We start from the raw sequence: 14,740 nt of genomic DNA, 5'->3' as shown, positions 1-14,740 counted from the left end.
GAGGTTTGCCCCCGCCGCATTCGGACGGCCGGTCCCGGTCGATTCCAGTGGCGATGTAGCGATCCGACGAACAGGGCAACATTGGCGATATGACAATCTACTATGTGAACTCAGCGACTGGCTCCGACCGCAACAGCGGAACGGGCCAGAACTCGGCTTTTGCGACTTTGTCCAAAGTGGAATCCTTGACGCTGAAACCGGGCGACAGCGTGCTGCTCGCCAAGGGAAGCGTCTTCAACGAGCAGTTCGATATCAAATATTCCGGCACCGAGAGCGCGCCGATCAAGATCGGCAGTTACGGCACGGGTGCCGCTCCCGTCATCCATAGCGGCGGTGACGGCATTCACAGCCTTTACGCCTCGAACATCGTCATCGAGAATCTCAAAATATCCAATAGCGGCGGCGCGGCCATTTATGGCGGCAATGTCTCGAACTGGACGGTCCGACACGTCGAGGTCGACAAGGCGGGATCGTCGGCAGAAGCGGGTTCGGTGAAGTTTCGCAACAGCAAGAACATCACGATCGCAGACAGCAAGATAGCCGGTGTCAAAGGTGACGGCATCTGGATCGAAAAGGTCGATGGCGTCAAACTTCTCAACAACACGGTCACGAACAGCCATGGGGCTACGGCCGATGCCGTCCAGGTGAACGACAGCAGCAATATTCTGATCCAGGGCAATCATCTCGATCAGACGCACGCCGATAGTCCGAAAGGCGTGATAGCGCTGGTGCGGGCCGCCAATGCCGTAATTGAGGACAATACGCTGACCGGCGGCGGCTTCGGTATCAGCGCCCCCGCGGGCAAGAATGTCGCCATCCGCGACAATGATATATCGGGCTTTCACGGTTACGATTGGTCGTTCGCCGTCGGTCTCGGCGATCAGGGCGATACGCGAGATTACAATATCTCAGGCAACCATATCCACGACGGCGCGTGGGGCGTGGTTATCACCGCTCCCGTCGGCGGCACCAGCTATGACCGCACGAACATCAAGGTTCACGACAACGTCTTCGACGACCTCACGCAGTCGGCGCTGAAAGTCGATCGGCCGGCATCCGGCTCTTTCTACAACAATACCATCGAGAGCGGCGTCAACGCCACCAGCATATCGCCCGCCATCGTCGACGCGCATACCTTTTCCATCAGCAACAACCATACGGTCACCAATGTCGAAACGGCGCTAACAACCACCGCCACCAAGGCGGCAACGACGGACGCCGTCGCGGATCCGGCGGTTGTCGCGGTTCATGACAATTTGAAGATCTTCACGGATACAGGCGACGCCCATCGCGGCAACCTCCTGGAAAACGACAGCTCAGACAACGGCACTCTGTCGCTTCGCCGCTTCGGGGACGAAAGCGTCGGGAAGCATGGCCTGACGCTGACCGGGGAGTATGGCGTCATCCACGTCGACCGGGACGGCAGCTATGCCTATACTCTCGATGAGACGAAGCTCCCTGCTACTCATGACGGACATGTGAGCGAAACCTTCCACTACGGGATCAACGATGGAACCTCGCAGCACAGCGACGGGGATACTCTGACTGTCTTCATCCATATGGATGGCTTGCTGACCTGAGGGGCGGGCAATGCAGCCCCGTTTCTCTCCGACTTGACGCAGAGGCGCCTGGAAGGCGCCTCGATATATTTTGCGGTCCCCAGCCGTCTCCGCTGTCGGCCGCCGCGCGCTCACCGCCTTACGTGAATTGCCTGATGCCACGTTACCGTTCGTTCACCTTCCGGTCGTTGTTTTCTGGAACATTTTCTTCAAAGTTGTATTATTGACGATGTAACCACCGCCAGGCGCTTCTCGGGAGCGAGGCAGGCCCTCGGCCTGCAGTCGCCGTATACGACAATCGAACGCCATTCTGGATGGCCTCAGCCCCCGAACCGCATCCAATCCACGCGCTGCAGCCGTCTCAGACGGCTGAGCGACAATGCGAGAACAAGGCGATATGACAATTTATTATGTGAATTCGGTGACGGGCGCGAACACGAACGCTGGAACGACTGAGGACGCACCCTTTGCGTCGTTCTCGGCGGTGGAAAGCCTGAAGCTGCAGCCCGGCGACAGTGTACTGCTCGCAGCCGGGAGCGTGTTCAACGACCAGCTCGACCTGAAATATTCCGGAACGGTCGATGCCCCGATCACCATCGGCAGTTATGGCGTCGGCGATGCCCCCGTCATCCATAGCCCCAATGATGGCATTCACAGCCTCTATGCGTCGAACATCGTCATAGAGGACATCACCATTTCCGACACAGCAGGCGCGGCGATCTATGCCGGCTATGTCTCAAATTGGACCGTGCGCAATGTCGAGGTCGATCACACCGGATTGTCCAAGTCCGGTTCGATCACCTTCCGGACCGGCTCGAACATCACCATCGAAAACAGCACGATCAACGACGTCAACGGCGATGGCATTTGGATCGAGAAGATCACCGGCGTCACTTTGCTCAACAATACCGTCACCAACGCCCACGGCACCGCGGCGGATGCTGTCCAGCTAAACGACAGCAGCAACATCGTCATCAGCGGCAATCATCTCGATCAGACGGGGGCGGTGACGCCAAAGGGGGTGCTGACGCTGGTACGGCCCGTGGATGCGGTGATCGAGGGAAATACGATTATCGGCGGCGGCTTCGGGATCAGCGCGCAGGCCGGCACCAATGTCGCCATCCATGACAATGATATCTCCGGCTATGGCGGCTACAGTTGGTCTTACGCCGTCGGCCTGGGTGACCAGGGCGATACGCGCAACTACGATATTTCCGGCAATTATATCCACGACGGCGCGTGGGGCGTATCAGTCAGTGCAGCCGGCACGACGACCTATATCCGTGAGGACATCGATATTTACGGCAACTTTTTCGACGACCTGACGCAGGCGGCGCTGAAGGTCGACCGGCCGGCATCCGGATCCTTCCACGACAATTTCATTGCGAGCGATGTCACGCCTTACAGCATCTCTCCCTCGATCATCGCCGCAGGCACCTTTCCGGTCAGCGACAATACGATTGTCGAAGAAGGAGCCACGCTTGCAAGCGCCGACAGTCTGGTCGCCGCGGATGCCGGGCTTACATCCCATGACGGCTCGACACTCAATTTTGACAAAACCGCATCGGACAAGAGCGCCGTCCATCACGACGATCCTGTCGGGGAAAACGGCGTGTCGGATGGAACCTTGCTGCTGCGTCATTTCGCCAAGGCGGCCTTCGAAAAGCACGGGCTGCCCCTTGGCAACGGCGATCATACGACCGAAGTTGCAGATCTCGCCGGCCCGGAAAACGGCAGCGGACTTTCCCATCATGAGATCGAACCTCAACCGTTGCATCATTCACACGCGGATGGGCCGATCGTCTCCATCCTTCAAGACGACCTGTTGTACTGAGGGTAGCCGGGGGCATCGTCGCATGGCTAGAGCAGGAGGATTTTAGGCCGACCGGGCAATCATCCGGTTCAGGGGTTCTGCAGTCGAGAGCTTGTACGCAGAAATCCTGGGGCTGGTTCATGGCTGATGCAGGAAAGGTTGTCGCTCCGATCGGCTCAGGAGGAGAGACCGATCGCAATCGTGGCGGAAAGCGCGCCGCCGTCGAGCTTTTCGAAATCGAAGAAGTGATCGACGGCGTCCTGCGGGATGAGGCCGTCCTCGTCGTTGCGCGTATCGCGGGGAGGGCGTTGGCGATAATCGGGATGGCCCCCATAGACGATATCGCTCAGCGCATCGTCGAAATAGATCTGGCTGACGAGAAGTTCCTTGCCTTCGACAAGGATGCGGCAGTGAACATGCGGCGTGCGGCCCTTGTACCATCCGGGATAGATCGTCAGAAAGCTTGCTTGCCCGACCGCATCCGTCAACTGGCGGCCGCGAAAGGCAAGCCCGCTTATCGCCTCCGCATCATCGAGCGTGCACATGTTCGCAGCTTCTCGGCCCGAGTAGATGCCGCGGTGATCGGTATGCCAGATTTCGATATCTGCGTTTTCGACCGGTCGGCAATCGGCTGCATGGACAATGCGGACGGCCAGCCGCAAGGGCAGCCCCGGCTTTCCCTCGGTGACGTCCTGGCGGGCCGGGATGTCGTTGACATGGCAGGGGCCAAGGGTCTGGGCGACGGTCGCGACGCAATTCGGGCGCGTCCGGAAGAGCGGCGCGGGCAGCTTTTCCAGGGCGACAGACCGTGTGCCGCCACTGAGGAAATCAGTGCCCTTCCAGTCGAATGTCCTGGCGGCCACGACGATATGTCGCCGCGGCCAGAATGCGGCCGCAGCGACCGATGATGCAACAATGGTCGCACCGCCAAGCACAAGGGTCCGCCTCTTCATCTGTTGTCCTCCTTTGCCGCAGAAGAGCGTGTAAAGCGAGTAGATCGGGATTTCGAGTTAAATCCCGGCAATAATCGACCTCAGCAAGACGATCCTCACGCCTCAGATGGCGACCTGTTCGCCGAGCTCGACGACGCGATTTGAAGGCAGGTTGAAATAGTCGGACGGGTCGATCGCAAAGCCTTCCAGCGCCATGAAGATTCGTTCCTGCCAGCCGGGCAGCCCGGTATTCGGCGTCCTGACGAGGTTGCGGCGGCCGAGATAGAAGGAGGTCTTCATGATCTCGAACTTGAAGCCCCCCTCCCGGCAGAGAGCCAATGCCCTGGTGACATCCGGATCGTCCATGAAGCCGAAGGTGAGGTCCAGACGGACAAATCGCGGCGAAAGCTGGCTGATCTTGATGCGTCTGCTATCGGGGACGTAAGGTTCGTCTTCGGTCCAAACGGTCAGGATGACGTTCTGTTCGTGGAGCACATGATTGTGCTTGAGGTTGTGGAGCAGAACATTCGGCGTCCGATCGGGGACGCTAGTCAGAAACACCGCCGTTCCCGGAACGGTGACCGGTGCATGGTCGGATTTTCGTTCGATCGACCGGATGAAGGAATCGAGTGGGATTTCATTGTTGGCGCGCAGTCGCTTCAGGTAGGCCTGCCCGCGGGTCCAGGTCCACATCAAAATCATGATCGCCAGCGCAAGTGCGACCGGAACCCAGCCGCCATCATAAATCTTCAACAAGTTAGCTGCCAGAAATACGACCTCGATGAGGAAGAGCGGCAGCAGCACGACGGCGGCAAGCGCAAGCGAATATCCCCAGGCCGCCCGTAGAAACTGGAAAACCAGCATGGTCGTGATCACCATCGCTCCGGTCACCGAGATACCATAGGCAGTGGCAAGAGACTCCGAATCTCGGAAGGAAAAGATCAGTATCAACACCCCGACCAGGAGAAGCAAATTGACGGTCGGCACATAGATCTGGCCGGTGTTGGTTTCCGAGGTGAACTTAATCCGCAGCCTCGGCAGAAAGCCCAGGTGCACCGCCTGACGGGCGAGCGAAAACGCGCCTGTGATGACCGCCTGACTGGCAATGATCGTTGCCATCGTCGCCAGGAGAACCACCGGCAGCAAGGCCCAATCGGGATACATCAGGAAGAAGGGATCAGTGACCGCTTGGGGTTGCCTGAGAACGAGAGCGCCTTGTCCGAGGTAATTCAGGAGCAATGCAGGAAAGACGAGCGTGAACCACGCCATCTGGATCGGCCGGCGTCCGAAGTGTCCGAGATCGGCGTAAAGCGCCTCCGCACCCGTCACCGTCAGAAAGACGGCGCCAAGGACGATGAGGCCGACACTGCCGGCATGGCTCAGGAACAGGAACGCGTTGAGCGGATTGATCGCGGTCAGAATTCTCCAGTCGTCACCGATATGGATCAGGCCGCCGGCTGCCATGGCCAAAAACCACAAGACCGTTATCGGCCCGAAAAGCGCTGAGACCGCGGCGGTTCCCCTCGACTGGGCGGCAAAGAGAACGATCATGATTGCCGCTGACAGCGGCGGGACATATTCGGCAAAGGTTGGAGTTACCAGCTTCAGACCTTCGAGCGCCGACATGACGGACAAGGCAGGCGTGATCATCGCGTCGCCAATGAAGAGCGCGGAGCCGATCAGACCAGCGAAAAGAAGCACGGGCACGTTGCGTCCCATCTTCTTCATCAACAGAGCGAGCAGCGAAAGTGTGCCGCCTTCGCCGTCATTGTCGGCCCGCAGAAGAAACAGCACATATTTGAAGGTCACGATGATGGTCAGCGTCCAGATCATTAGCGAGATGAGGCCGATGACCTCGGCTTCATGCACACCGTCGGCCGTGAAGGGTCTCAATGCCTCGCGAAAGGCATAGAGCGGGCTGGTGCCTATATCGCCATAGACGACGCCGACAGCGCCGATAACCAATCCGACAAAGCCGCTCCGGCTGCCTGCATCAACGGTCTTGCCTGCATGTGTTGAAGTCATGGTTCCCCGCTCTTGACGCGTGCCTACAGGCAGAAACATATGCCGCATTGTAGAACGGCAAGTAAATTGGCGCCGATGCACCCCCCTTCGTGACGGCTGGGCGCCAGATGCAGGCTCACATGATGGCCCGGAATACCGCCAGGATGAATCGATTTCGATCCCGGAAATTTTGTTGTAGGCATTCGAATTCAGTTTCCGAGCCGGGGGCGAGGCAGATGGAACCAACCCAATTGTTCGAGCTTGTCATCGCGATGTTTCTAGCGATCATCGCGCTGCACTATGCCGCCCACAGGCTCGGACTGCCGCCATCCGTCGCGCTGCTGGCCGGCGGCTCTTTGCTCGCCTTCGTACCCGGACTGCCGGCGATCACCGTCGATCCCGGGCTGGTGCTCGTCATCTTCCTGCCGCCGCTATTGATGGATGGCGCCTGGGCCATCGCGCTGGCGCGCTTGCGGCGCCATATGATCGGTATAGCCTCGCTCGCCGTCGGCGCGGTGTTGTTCACCTGCGCCGTCGTGGCGGTGGCGACCCATCTCCTCTTTCCATCACTTCCCTGGGCCGCCTGCGCGGCGCTCGGCGCCATCGTTTCGCCGCCGGACGCGGTTTCAGCCCGCGCCGTGCTGGAGCGTGTCAGGCTGCCCCGGCGACTTCAGATCCTGCTCGAGGGCGAGAGCTTGCTCAATGATGCAAGCGGTCTGGTTCTCTTCCGTTTCGCCGTTGCCGCCGCCGCGACCGGAACGTTCAGCGCGATGGAGGCGGTCGGCGATTTCTTCGTGCTGGCGCTGGGCGGCGCCATTGTCGGCTTGGCGGTGGGCGCGACATGGGCCAAGCTTGTCCGGCGCCTCGGCGACGAATATCTCATCATCGCCGCCACGGTGCTGCTTGCCTGGATATCCTATCTGCTCGGCGAGCTTTTGCATGTTTCCGGGGTCATCGCCACCGTCACCACCGGACTGATCGCCTCCTGGCACCAGCATACCGTCTTTTCAGCGGCCATGAGGATGCGCGGCACGTCGTTCTGGACCGTGATGATCTTCCTGATGGAAGCAGCAGTCTTCACACTGATCGGGCTGTCGCTCCGCGACGTGGTCGAACGCGGCGGCGGCTTCGCCACTGTGATTGCGACGATGGGGCTGCCGATGCTGGCGATCCTCGTCACGCTCGTGATCGCGCGTTTTGCCTGGGTCTTCGGCTCTGATCTGGTCATCAGGCTCTGTGCTGCCTTCGGCTTGAAACACGCACATCCAATCGGCGCCGGCGGCTCTGCCGTGCTGGGCTGGGCGGGTGTACGCGGCGTGGTGACACTTGCCCTGTCCCTCAGCCTGCCCGAGACATTCCCGGGCCGCGACTTCATCCTCGTCACGTCGTTCGCCGTCATTCTAGGAACGGTGCTCGTCCAGGGCACGACATTGGGACGGGTGATTGCCTGGGCGCGGCTGGCGGAACCCCAGTCGGAAAGAGCGCGCCTGACGATGAGCCAGGCCGAAGCGGCCTTGGCGCAGGCGCAGCTCGGAATCGTCCAAAACCTGGCCTATGACGCAGACGGCAAGCTCATCCATCCTCAATTGCTGGAGCGATATCAGCGCCGGGCGACAGCGATCGTCGACTACGCCGCGAGAACGGAGCATTACATGCCCGCGCTTCATGCGCATTTCGATGTTGTCCTCGAGGCGGTTGCAACGGGACGCCGGGAACTCATCCGGCTCCATCGCGCCGGCGAGATTGATGACGAGACGTTGCACGAGCTGGAGCGGGATCTCGATCTTGAGGAACTGAGTGCGATCTCCGCCAAGGCCTGATCTCACACGTCTCAAAACCGACGACGTATTGCCGTCTGCGCCGAAAGTATTATCCGTGTTCTTGGAACTATAAGTCGCGCGGGTGATGGCGGCGCTATGCGAGGTCACCCAACGCGGCTTGTCGACGATGGCCCATTCTGCCGCGGAATTCAGGTTTCTTCTGCGGTGAGCCGAACATTTTGAGATGACTTCTTCGCGATAGTATTGCTCTTGAATCCCTCGGGAATTGTCTGCGCAATTTAGAAAATTTCCCCGACAGATTGTTTCTAATTCTGCCACGATTCAAATATACGTTCCCGGCCGCGATTTTTTCTTCGCCACATTTCTGATATTCCAAATTGTCCAAACAATGGTGAGAAACAATGAAAGTTATTCTCGTCATGGCCCTCACGCTTTTTGCCATCCCCTGTGAGGCCGATATGTTGGGTACGGCTTCCAAATACAACCGCATGCACGAACGCTCCATCTCTTTCCTCGACATCAATCCCCGCAGAACGTCGTGGTGCGGCGCCTTCCTCGCCTTCATCGCTAAACGATCCTCGCGACAGCCGCCGGCAAATCCAAATATGGCAGTGTCCTGGAAAAACTTCGGCCAGCCGGTCTTCTTCTACTTCGCCAGACGGGGAGATGTGGTGGTGATCCGAAGCGGCAGGCGGTTCCATGTCAGCCTGTTCGATCATTTCGATCAGCGGCGACAGTACGTCTATCTGTTCGGCGGCAACCAATCCAACCGGGTTCAGCTGTCGCGTTACCGCGCAAGCTCTGTCGTCGCCGTTCGACGATGATGGCGAGGGTGGCCGCCCTCCAGACGCACCGCCAGTTTAGCGCCGGAAAGCATCACTGCTGACGTTCCTGAAGGCAGCGATGATGCTCTCCGCCGCCAGTTCCGCCTGATCCGATGTCGTCTGGTAATTGCTGACGGAGAGGCGCAGGACGTCGCGGCCGCGCCATTTGGCGCCGCCGGCGAAGAGGATGCCGTCCGCCTGGATCTTTTCGATCGCCTTTCGCGTCAGCGCGTTGCTTTCGTCGTCCGGGCGATCGGCTCCGAAACGGACGATGAGCTGATTCAGCGTGACCTCGTTCAGAATGGTGATGCCGGGTTCGCTTGCGAGCCGGTCTGCCATCAGGCGGGCCGAGGCGCAACATTGGTCGATGAGGGCTTCAACGCCGTTGCGGCCGAAATGTTTCAGCATCGCCCAGGTGGCAAAACCGCGTGCCCGTCGCGAAAGCTCCGGCACGTAATGGGAGGGGTCACGTTCACCTTCGTCGGCGAGCGGCAGGTAGCTTGCGGCGATCGTCATGGCGCGGCGATGGGCGAGTTCGTCGCGGACGATCGTATAGCCGCAATCATAGGGCGTCTGCAGCCATTTATGGCCGTCGGTCGCCCAGCTGTCGGCCCCTTCGATGCCGCGGCTGAGATGGCTCACCTTCGCAGATGCCTGCGCCCACAGTCCAAATGCGCCGTCGACATGCACCCAGGCGCCCTTCGCCTTCAGCGGCGGGATGAGCCTGTCAAAATCGTCGAAAGCGCCGGTATTGATCTGACCGGCCTGGAGAATGGCGATCAAAGGACCGGTGGCCTCGTCAAGGGCACCGGGAAGTGCGGCCGGGTCGATCCGGCCCATGGCGTCGGTGGGCAGGCGCAGCACACGGTCATGCCCAAGACCGAGGAACTGAAGCGCGGAGAAGACGGTCGTATGGGCGTCGTCGCCGATCAGCACGGTGATTGCCGGCGCGTCGAACAGGCCGTCGGCATCGGCATTCCAGCCGACCTTGCGCAGTACCTCGCCGCGGGCAGCGGCGAGGCAGGTGAAATTTGCCACTGTGGCGCCGGTCACGAAGCCGACAGAGCTTTCGGCCGGCAGTTTTAGGAGATCGAGAAGCCATCGCGTCGCTATGGTTTCCACCGCAGCCGCGGCCGGAGCGGCGACATGGTTTCCGGCATTCTGGCCCCAGGCGCCGGTGAGGAAATCGGCTGCGACGCCGACCGGATGGGAGCCGCCGATGACCCAGCCGAAAAAGCGTGGGCCAGTGGTTGCATGTAGCCCGGGTTCGGCACCGTCGGAGAGCTGCCGGATGACATCGAGCATATCGGAGCCGGCCGCCGAAAGCGGCTCGTCGAAGACGGCAAGGGAGGCGGCGTAATCGCTGCTTGGGACATGGCGGGCAAAGGCCGTTTCCCGAAACCCGGCAGCAAGCCGGGCGGCCTCCTGAAACAGAATTGCGATTGCCGACATTGGATCCCCCGCGCCAACGGCCGCCGGCCCCCGACAGGACCTCCACAATGCAAGCCGTTGACGCAGGCAGTCTAGCCGATATTGCCGATGCTGTCTTGCCGCTCCTATGAACAGGCGGCCACGACGACACGCGGGCATGGCTTCGTGATGCATTCAGCCGGAAATCAAAAAACGCGTGGCGGCTGAGGTCTTCGGGGCGATCGGATAGGCGCAGGGTCTTTTCGTTGCCCGCATGGCGCTACAGCATGTCTCCGAGGCTCCAGTGATTGTTCCAGCGGGCGTCGATTTCGTCATCGACATTCTGGAAGCGGATGTCGGTGGAGAGGCGAAGACATCCGGCGGGATCCCGATTGGTGGTGGCGGCGTGGATCATGTAGGGCGAATGCAGAACCACGTCACCTGCTTCGTAATCGGTGGCGAGCCAGCGGGTATCGAAGCGTTCGGCCATATCGGGCAGATCTTTCGAGATCCAGCCGCCTTCGGCCATATGGCTGTTATAGGCGCTGATCTGATCCTCCGGCGGTAGATCGCCGCTGCGGCGCCGGAATTCGGCCTCCATCCCCCGCCCGATGGCGTGCGAGCCTTCGAGATAGACGAGGCCGCCCATTTCGACGGGGACGTCGCCGATCGGAATCCAGGCAGTCACCAGCCGGCTGGTGCCGCCGCGGAGATAGACGAGATCGTAATGGGCTGGGGTGGCCGTTGCCGTGCCGGGCCTGGTATAGCGCATCAGCTTGCGCTTATGGAGATAGGAAATGCCTTGCAGAAAGGCGTCCATGAAGCGCACGAGCGGCGGCTGGGCGCAGAAGCCTTCATAAGCCGCCGCGCGGACGATCGACATCAGGCGCCGGTCGGCCAGACTCCAGTCGACGCCTTCGGCAGCGGCAATGCCGAGAGCAAAATCATGGCCTGTTGCCAGCAGGCCGGTTTCGGCAAGATGGGAGAAGACCCAGCGTCGAAAATCGATCACTTCGGCGCGCGGCAAAAGGCCTTTCAGCCAGACATAACCGTCCTCCTCATAGCGGCGGCGGATGGCCTCGATACCGATGGCCGGGTCGGTCGGCTGAAGCAGACCAAGCCTTTCCGCCGGGATCGTCCTGTCTTGCGCCGTGAGGGGCGCTCGCATCGTTCTCATCCCGGCGGCGTTCGCGGCAATTGACATTTCATTTATCCTGGCCTGACTTCATATGCGTTCAATTTGTTGCTGGCGCGCGGCCAATCGCCATGGATGAAAACTGCAACTGGACTTTTCGCTCATGAGAGAAACTCAAGCGGTCTATCGATCTCCGCTCGCCGCGGCAGGCGGGCTTGCCGTCACCGGCAGCGGCAGGCAGCATGCGCGCCATGCGGTAGCGCACAGAAAACTGCCGAGTTTCGCCGTCGTGCTGGTGGAGCGCGGGTGGGGTTTTCTCGATACCGCCGCCGGTGGGCGCCAGAGCGTGGGCGGGCCGGCGCTCTTTTGGTTGTTTCCAAACCGCTTCCACTCCTATGGGCCTGATGAAAACGGTTGGGAGGAGCGCTGGGCGCTGTTTGAGGGCTCGTTCATCCGCGATCTCGTGCGGATGCGGCTGATTGCCGAACGCCATCCGCTCGTGGCGCTGCGCCATCCCGAAGAGGTGGCGCGGCTCTTCGGGCAGTTGCATGCCGATCTCATGGACGATAGCCATCTCGGGCGGGCCTGGCGGCATTGACGCTGCATCGCATCGTGATTGCTGCCGCGCGGCAGACCAGGGCTGCTCCGCGCCGCGAAGGCGAGGCGATGACTGGCGATATCGTCGAGACGCTGCGGGGCAGGGCGCTGCAGCCGCTCGACCTTGCGGACTTCGCCGCCGAACACGGCATGTCTGCCGCCACGCTCCGGCGCAGATTCCTGGCCGAAACCGGCCTGCCACCCAAGGCTTTCCAGCTTCGGTCGCGCATGGACCATGCCAAGCAGTTGCTTGTCACCACGGACGAAAAGATCGAAACCATCGCCGCCAAGGTCGGCATCGACGACGCTTTCTATTTCTCGCGTCTGTTTCATGAGCGCGAGAGCTGCAGTCCCAGCCAGTTCAGGGCGCGATATCGGAGGAGCTGAGCGGGCGCCACCGGCAATATTCAGCCTTGGGTGGGCATTTCGCCTTTACCGCGATCTCCAAGATAAAATCGAGCTTCGCGCGAGATGTTTTCTTTGTATGGTGAATAGTTTCGCGCTACTCGCTGCTTAGATTTCGAGAAATCTTAAAATCTATTGCCTTTTTGTGAGTATCCATCAAATATACGCGAAATATCATTCGCGGTCATGTCGATGTCGTTCCGTCAATGGCGAGGGATATGCACTGAAATATTTCGTTCTCTATGCACTCGTGTGCTCCGCGGTCGGGGTAATCCTTCTCGTCGTCATCCATGAGATCGCGCCGTCCAAGATCGGCCAGCCAAGCAATCAAACGACCGGTTGGTCCGCCGACGAGGCGGCGACCGCGCCAGCCGGCCAGCCAGATGATCTGGTCGTCCGGTCGACACCCGAACCGGCACCGGACCATCCCGCCGTCCGACCGCCCGATCAATGGGACCTCCGGCCAACGAACGCACCTGAGGTAGGGCAGCCTGATCAATCGGGCGTCCGGAAGGGCGGCCGGGTGGGAACGCCACCGTAGTGTCGCCAGCGGAGCGCCGCTCTTCGCGCGCGTGACAGGGTATCGGAAGCGCGAGCCTCAGTCATCGCCACCGCTTGCATCGTCCCTGTCCCTCTGCAATGACGGTCTCCTCCATATCGCAGGAGATCTCGATGGACGCGGACGGCATAACGATCAGGAAGATCACGGCAGACGAGGTGGAGTCTTTCAGGCGCGTCCGTCTGGAAGCGCTACACGCCGAACCGTCCCTTTTTGCAAGCCGCTACGAAGACTGGGAGGCTCTTTCCATCGAGGAGTGGCGCGATCGGTTGAGTGACCCGGTTTTTGTCGCGTTTCAGAATGGCGAACCGGTCGGTATTATGGGCCTGCTTCGGCAGCGGTCGAGCAAGATGATCCATCGCGCCACCATCGTCATGGTCTATGTTCGCGCGGAGCTGCGTGGAACGGGCCTTGCCGGAAAGCTGCTGGAGGCAATCTCGGAGCACGCGCTTGATATCGGTGTCCGGCAGCTGGAACTGTTCGTCAGCGCGGAGAACCCAGCGGCAATTCGGTTCTACCAACGTCAGGGTTTCTCGGAGATCGGCAGAATTCCCGGCGGGGTGCTGGAGGAGGGCAGGGAGATCGACGACGTGATGATGGCGCGCCGCATCGTCGAATAGCCATTGCTCGGATTTTTCTTCGCGTAGTGGTTTATTTCAACTCTTGACCTCAACCGCGGTTTGGGTCGCAGGATGTGGCAACGAGCGGGAGGTGCGCGATGACAAAGATTCTGAGAGACGAGGATCTGGCCGGCGGCGTGTTGATGTCCATCGCTATCGACGCGCTCGAGGCCGCCTTTCTCGCGAGAGCCGGCAATCGCCTGATCTCGCCGCCTCGGCATCATGTTTCGTTTCCCGATCGAGGCGATCTCGTTTTCACTGTTGGTGGCCTCATGGGTGAGACGCCGATCGCGGGTTTTCGCGTCTACGACACATTCAAAGGGGCGGAGCATACGCAGATCGTCGCCGTGTGGTCGGCCGACGACGCCAGGCTTGAGGGCGTCATTCTCGGCGAGCGCCTCGGCAGCCTCAGGACCGGTGCGATCGGAGGGCTCGCCGTCCGCCATCTCAGCGGGCCTGATGCCAGGAATGTCGGGATCATCGGCAGTGGGGCGCAGGCGCGAACCCAGCTTGCCGCGGCGGCGGCCGTTCGCAACCTCGGCCGTGTTCGCGTCTATAGCCGCGACGAGATAAATCGCGCAGCCTTCGCAAGCGAGATGCAGCACGCCCTGGGGCTTGATGTGGAGCCGGTCGACAGCGTCTCGAAAGCCGTTGATGACGCCGACATCGTCATCTGTGCGACCACGAGCCAAACACCTGTCATCCATTCCCCGGATTTGAAGCTCGGCGTGCATGTCACCACTGTCGGCCCGAAGACGCTTCAAGGATATGAACTCGGGTTGGATGTCGCCGATGCCGCGGCCGTGATCGCAACGGATTCTCCCGAACAGGCACGTGCCTATGCTTCGCAGTTTTTCCTCGCCGGCTCCGGCGCCGATGATCGCATGGTCGATCTTGCCGACATCATTGCCGGGAAAGCGGCCGGCCGACGATCGTCCGAGGAGATGACGCTGTTCTGCTCGGTGGGCCTCGCCGGAACGGAAGTCGTCGTCGCCTCGGCGATACTCCGATCACCCGCCCTCGTCCGTCGAGGCTCCTTCGGGGCACCTCAGGATGATCCTTCGAGGCCCCTTCGCGCACCGCAGGATGAAGTCTGATCGT

General features: G+C 60.6%; 10 protein-coding genes and 1 pseudogene. 7 read left to right on the top strand and 4 right to left on the bottom strand.

Annotated features, from left to right (window positions below):
- Positions 1-89: 89 nt before the first annotated feature.
- Positions 90-1,580 (top strand): right-handed parallel beta-helix repeat-containing protein, encoded by a 1,491-nt coding sequence (locus J2J99_RS13865; protein ID WP_168300794.1) that lies wholly within the window; start codon positions 90-92, stop codon positions 1,578-1,580.
- A gap of 376 nt (positions 1,581-1,956) precedes the next feature.
- Complete coding sequence (locus J2J99_RS13860) at positions 1,957-3,393, top strand: right-handed parallel beta-helix repeat-containing protein (protein ID WP_205919115.1); 1,437 nt, start codon at positions 1,957-1,959, stop codon at positions 3,391-3,393.
- A 155-nt stretch (positions 3,394-3,548) separates the two neighbouring features.
- Here the strand turns inward: J2J99_RS13860 and J2J99_RS13855 are convergent, their stop codons facing one another.
- Together J2J99_RS13855 and J2J99_RS13850 are read right to left on the bottom strand one after the other, a co-directional pair.
- A complete protein-coding gene (locus tag J2J99_RS13855; protein WP_168300796.1) occupies positions 3,549-4,325 on the bottom strand; it encodes a dioxygenase family protein in 777 nt (258 codons plus the stop codon).
- Between the two features lie 102 nt (positions 4,326-4,427).
- Positions 4,428-6,329 carry a potassium transporter Kup gene (locus J2J99_RS13850; protein ID WP_168300797.1) on the bottom strand — a complete coding sequence of 634 codons (1,902 nt, stop codon included), beginning with the start codon at positions 6,327-6,329 and terminating at the stop codon, positions 4,428-4,430.
- A 215-nt stretch (positions 6,330-6,544) separates the two neighbouring features.
- Between J2J99_RS13850 and J2J99_RS13845 the strand changes: the two genes are divergently transcribed.
- Positions 6,545-8,128: a Na+/H+ antiporter gene (locus J2J99_RS13845; protein ID WP_168300798.1), complete on the top strand. Its 1,584-nt coding sequence runs from the start codon at positions 6,545-6,547 to the stop codon at positions 8,126-8,128.
- A gap of 362 nt (positions 8,129-8,490) precedes the next feature.
- Positions 8,491-8,913 carry a TIGR02594 family protein gene (locus tag J2J99_RS13840; RefSeq protein WP_168300799.1) on the top strand — a complete coding sequence of 141 codons (423 nt, stop codon included), beginning with the start codon at positions 8,491-8,493 and terminating at the stop codon, positions 8,911-8,913.
- Between the two features lie 36 nt (positions 8,914-8,949).
- On the opposite strand, the gene J2J99_RS13835 is transcribed toward J2J99_RS13840, so the two are convergent.
- Both J2J99_RS13835 and J2J99_RS13830 read right to left on the bottom strand, forming a co-directional pair.
- On the bottom strand, positions 8,950-10,365 hold the full coding sequence (locus tag J2J99_RS13835) for a pyridoxal phosphate-dependent decarboxylase family protein (RefSeq protein WP_168300800.1): 1,416 nt from the start codon (positions 10,363-10,365) through the stop codon (positions 8,950-8,952).
- Between the two features lie 238 nt (positions 10,366-10,603).
- Positions 10,604-11,527, bottom strand: coding sequence for a phytanoyl-CoA dioxygenase family protein (locus J2J99_RS13830; protein WP_168300801.1), 924 nt, complete (start codon positions 11,525-11,527; stop codon positions 10,604-10,606).
- A 94-nt stretch (positions 11,528-11,621) separates the two neighbouring features.
- Between J2J99_RS13830 and J2J99_RS13825 the strand changes: the two are divergent.
- The 3 genes and pseudogenes from J2J99_RS13825 to J2J99_RS13815 all read left to right on the top strand — a co-directional run bounded on the left by J2J99_RS13825 (position 11,622) and on the right by J2J99_RS13815 (position 14,736).
- Positions 11,622-12,442 (top strand): annotated as a pseudogene (locus tag J2J99_RS13825) (helix-turn-helix transcriptional regulator).
- 690 nt (positions 12,443-13,132) lie between these two features.
- A complete protein-coding gene (locus J2J99_RS13820; protein ID WP_168300802.1) occupies positions 13,133-13,639 on the top strand; it encodes a GNAT family N-acetyltransferase in 507 nt (168 codons plus the stop codon).
- A gap of 98 nt (positions 13,640-13,737) precedes the next feature.
- A complete protein-coding gene (locus tag J2J99_RS13815) occupies positions 13,738-14,736 on the top strand; it encodes an ornithine cyclodeaminase family protein (protein ID WP_246735424.1) in 999 nt (332 codons plus the stop codon).
- Positions 14,737-14,740 lie beyond the last annotated feature (4 nt).

This window comes from Rhizobium binae (assembly GCF_017357225.1).
Taxonomy (GTDB): Bacteria; Pseudomonadota; Alphaproteobacteria; order Rhizobiales; family Rhizobiaceae; genus Rhizobium; species Rhizobium binae.
This window is presented reverse-complemented; position numbering and strand designations above follow the sequence as displayed.

Bases quoted from the DNA above. Each gene is read 5' to 3' on its own strand.
- J2J99_RS13865 (WP_168300794.1), top strand. From the start codon at position 90: ATGACAATCTACTATGTGAACTCAGCGACTGGCTCCGACCGCAACAGC.
- J2J99_RS13860 (WP_205919115.1), top strand. From the start codon at position 1,957: ATGACAATTTATTATGTGAATTCGGTGACGGGCGCGAACACGAACGCT.
- J2J99_RS13855 (WP_168300796.1), bottom strand. From the start codon at position 4,325: ATGAAGAGGCGGACCCTTGTGCTTGGCGGTGCGACCATTGTTGCATCA.
- J2J99_RS13850 (WP_168300797.1), bottom strand. From the start codon at position 6,329: ATGACTTCAACACATGCAGGCAAGACCGTTGATGCAGGCAGCCGGAGC.
- J2J99_RS13845 (WP_168300798.1), top strand. From the start codon at position 6,545: ATGGAACCAACCCAATTGTTCGAGCTTGTCATCGCGATGTTTCTAGCG.
- J2J99_RS13840 (WP_168300799.1), top strand. From the start codon at position 8,491: ATGAAAGTTATTCTCGTCATGGCCCTCACGCTTTTTGCCATCCCCTGT.
- J2J99_RS13835 (WP_168300800.1), bottom strand. From the start codon at position 10,365: ATGTCGGCAATCGCAATTCTGTTTCAGGAGGCCGCCCGGCTTGCTGCC.
- J2J99_RS13830 (WP_168300801.1), bottom strand. From the start codon at position 11,527: ATGTCAATTGCCGCGAACGCCGCCGGGATGAGAACGATGCGAGCGCCC.
- J2J99_RS13820 (WP_168300802.1), top strand. From the start codon at position 13,133: ATGGACGCGGACGGCATAACGATCAGGAAGATCACGGCAGACGAGGTG.
- J2J99_RS13815 (WP_246735424.1), top strand. From the start codon at position 13,738: ATGACAAAGATTCTGAGAGACGAGGATCTGGCCGGCGGCGTGTTGATG.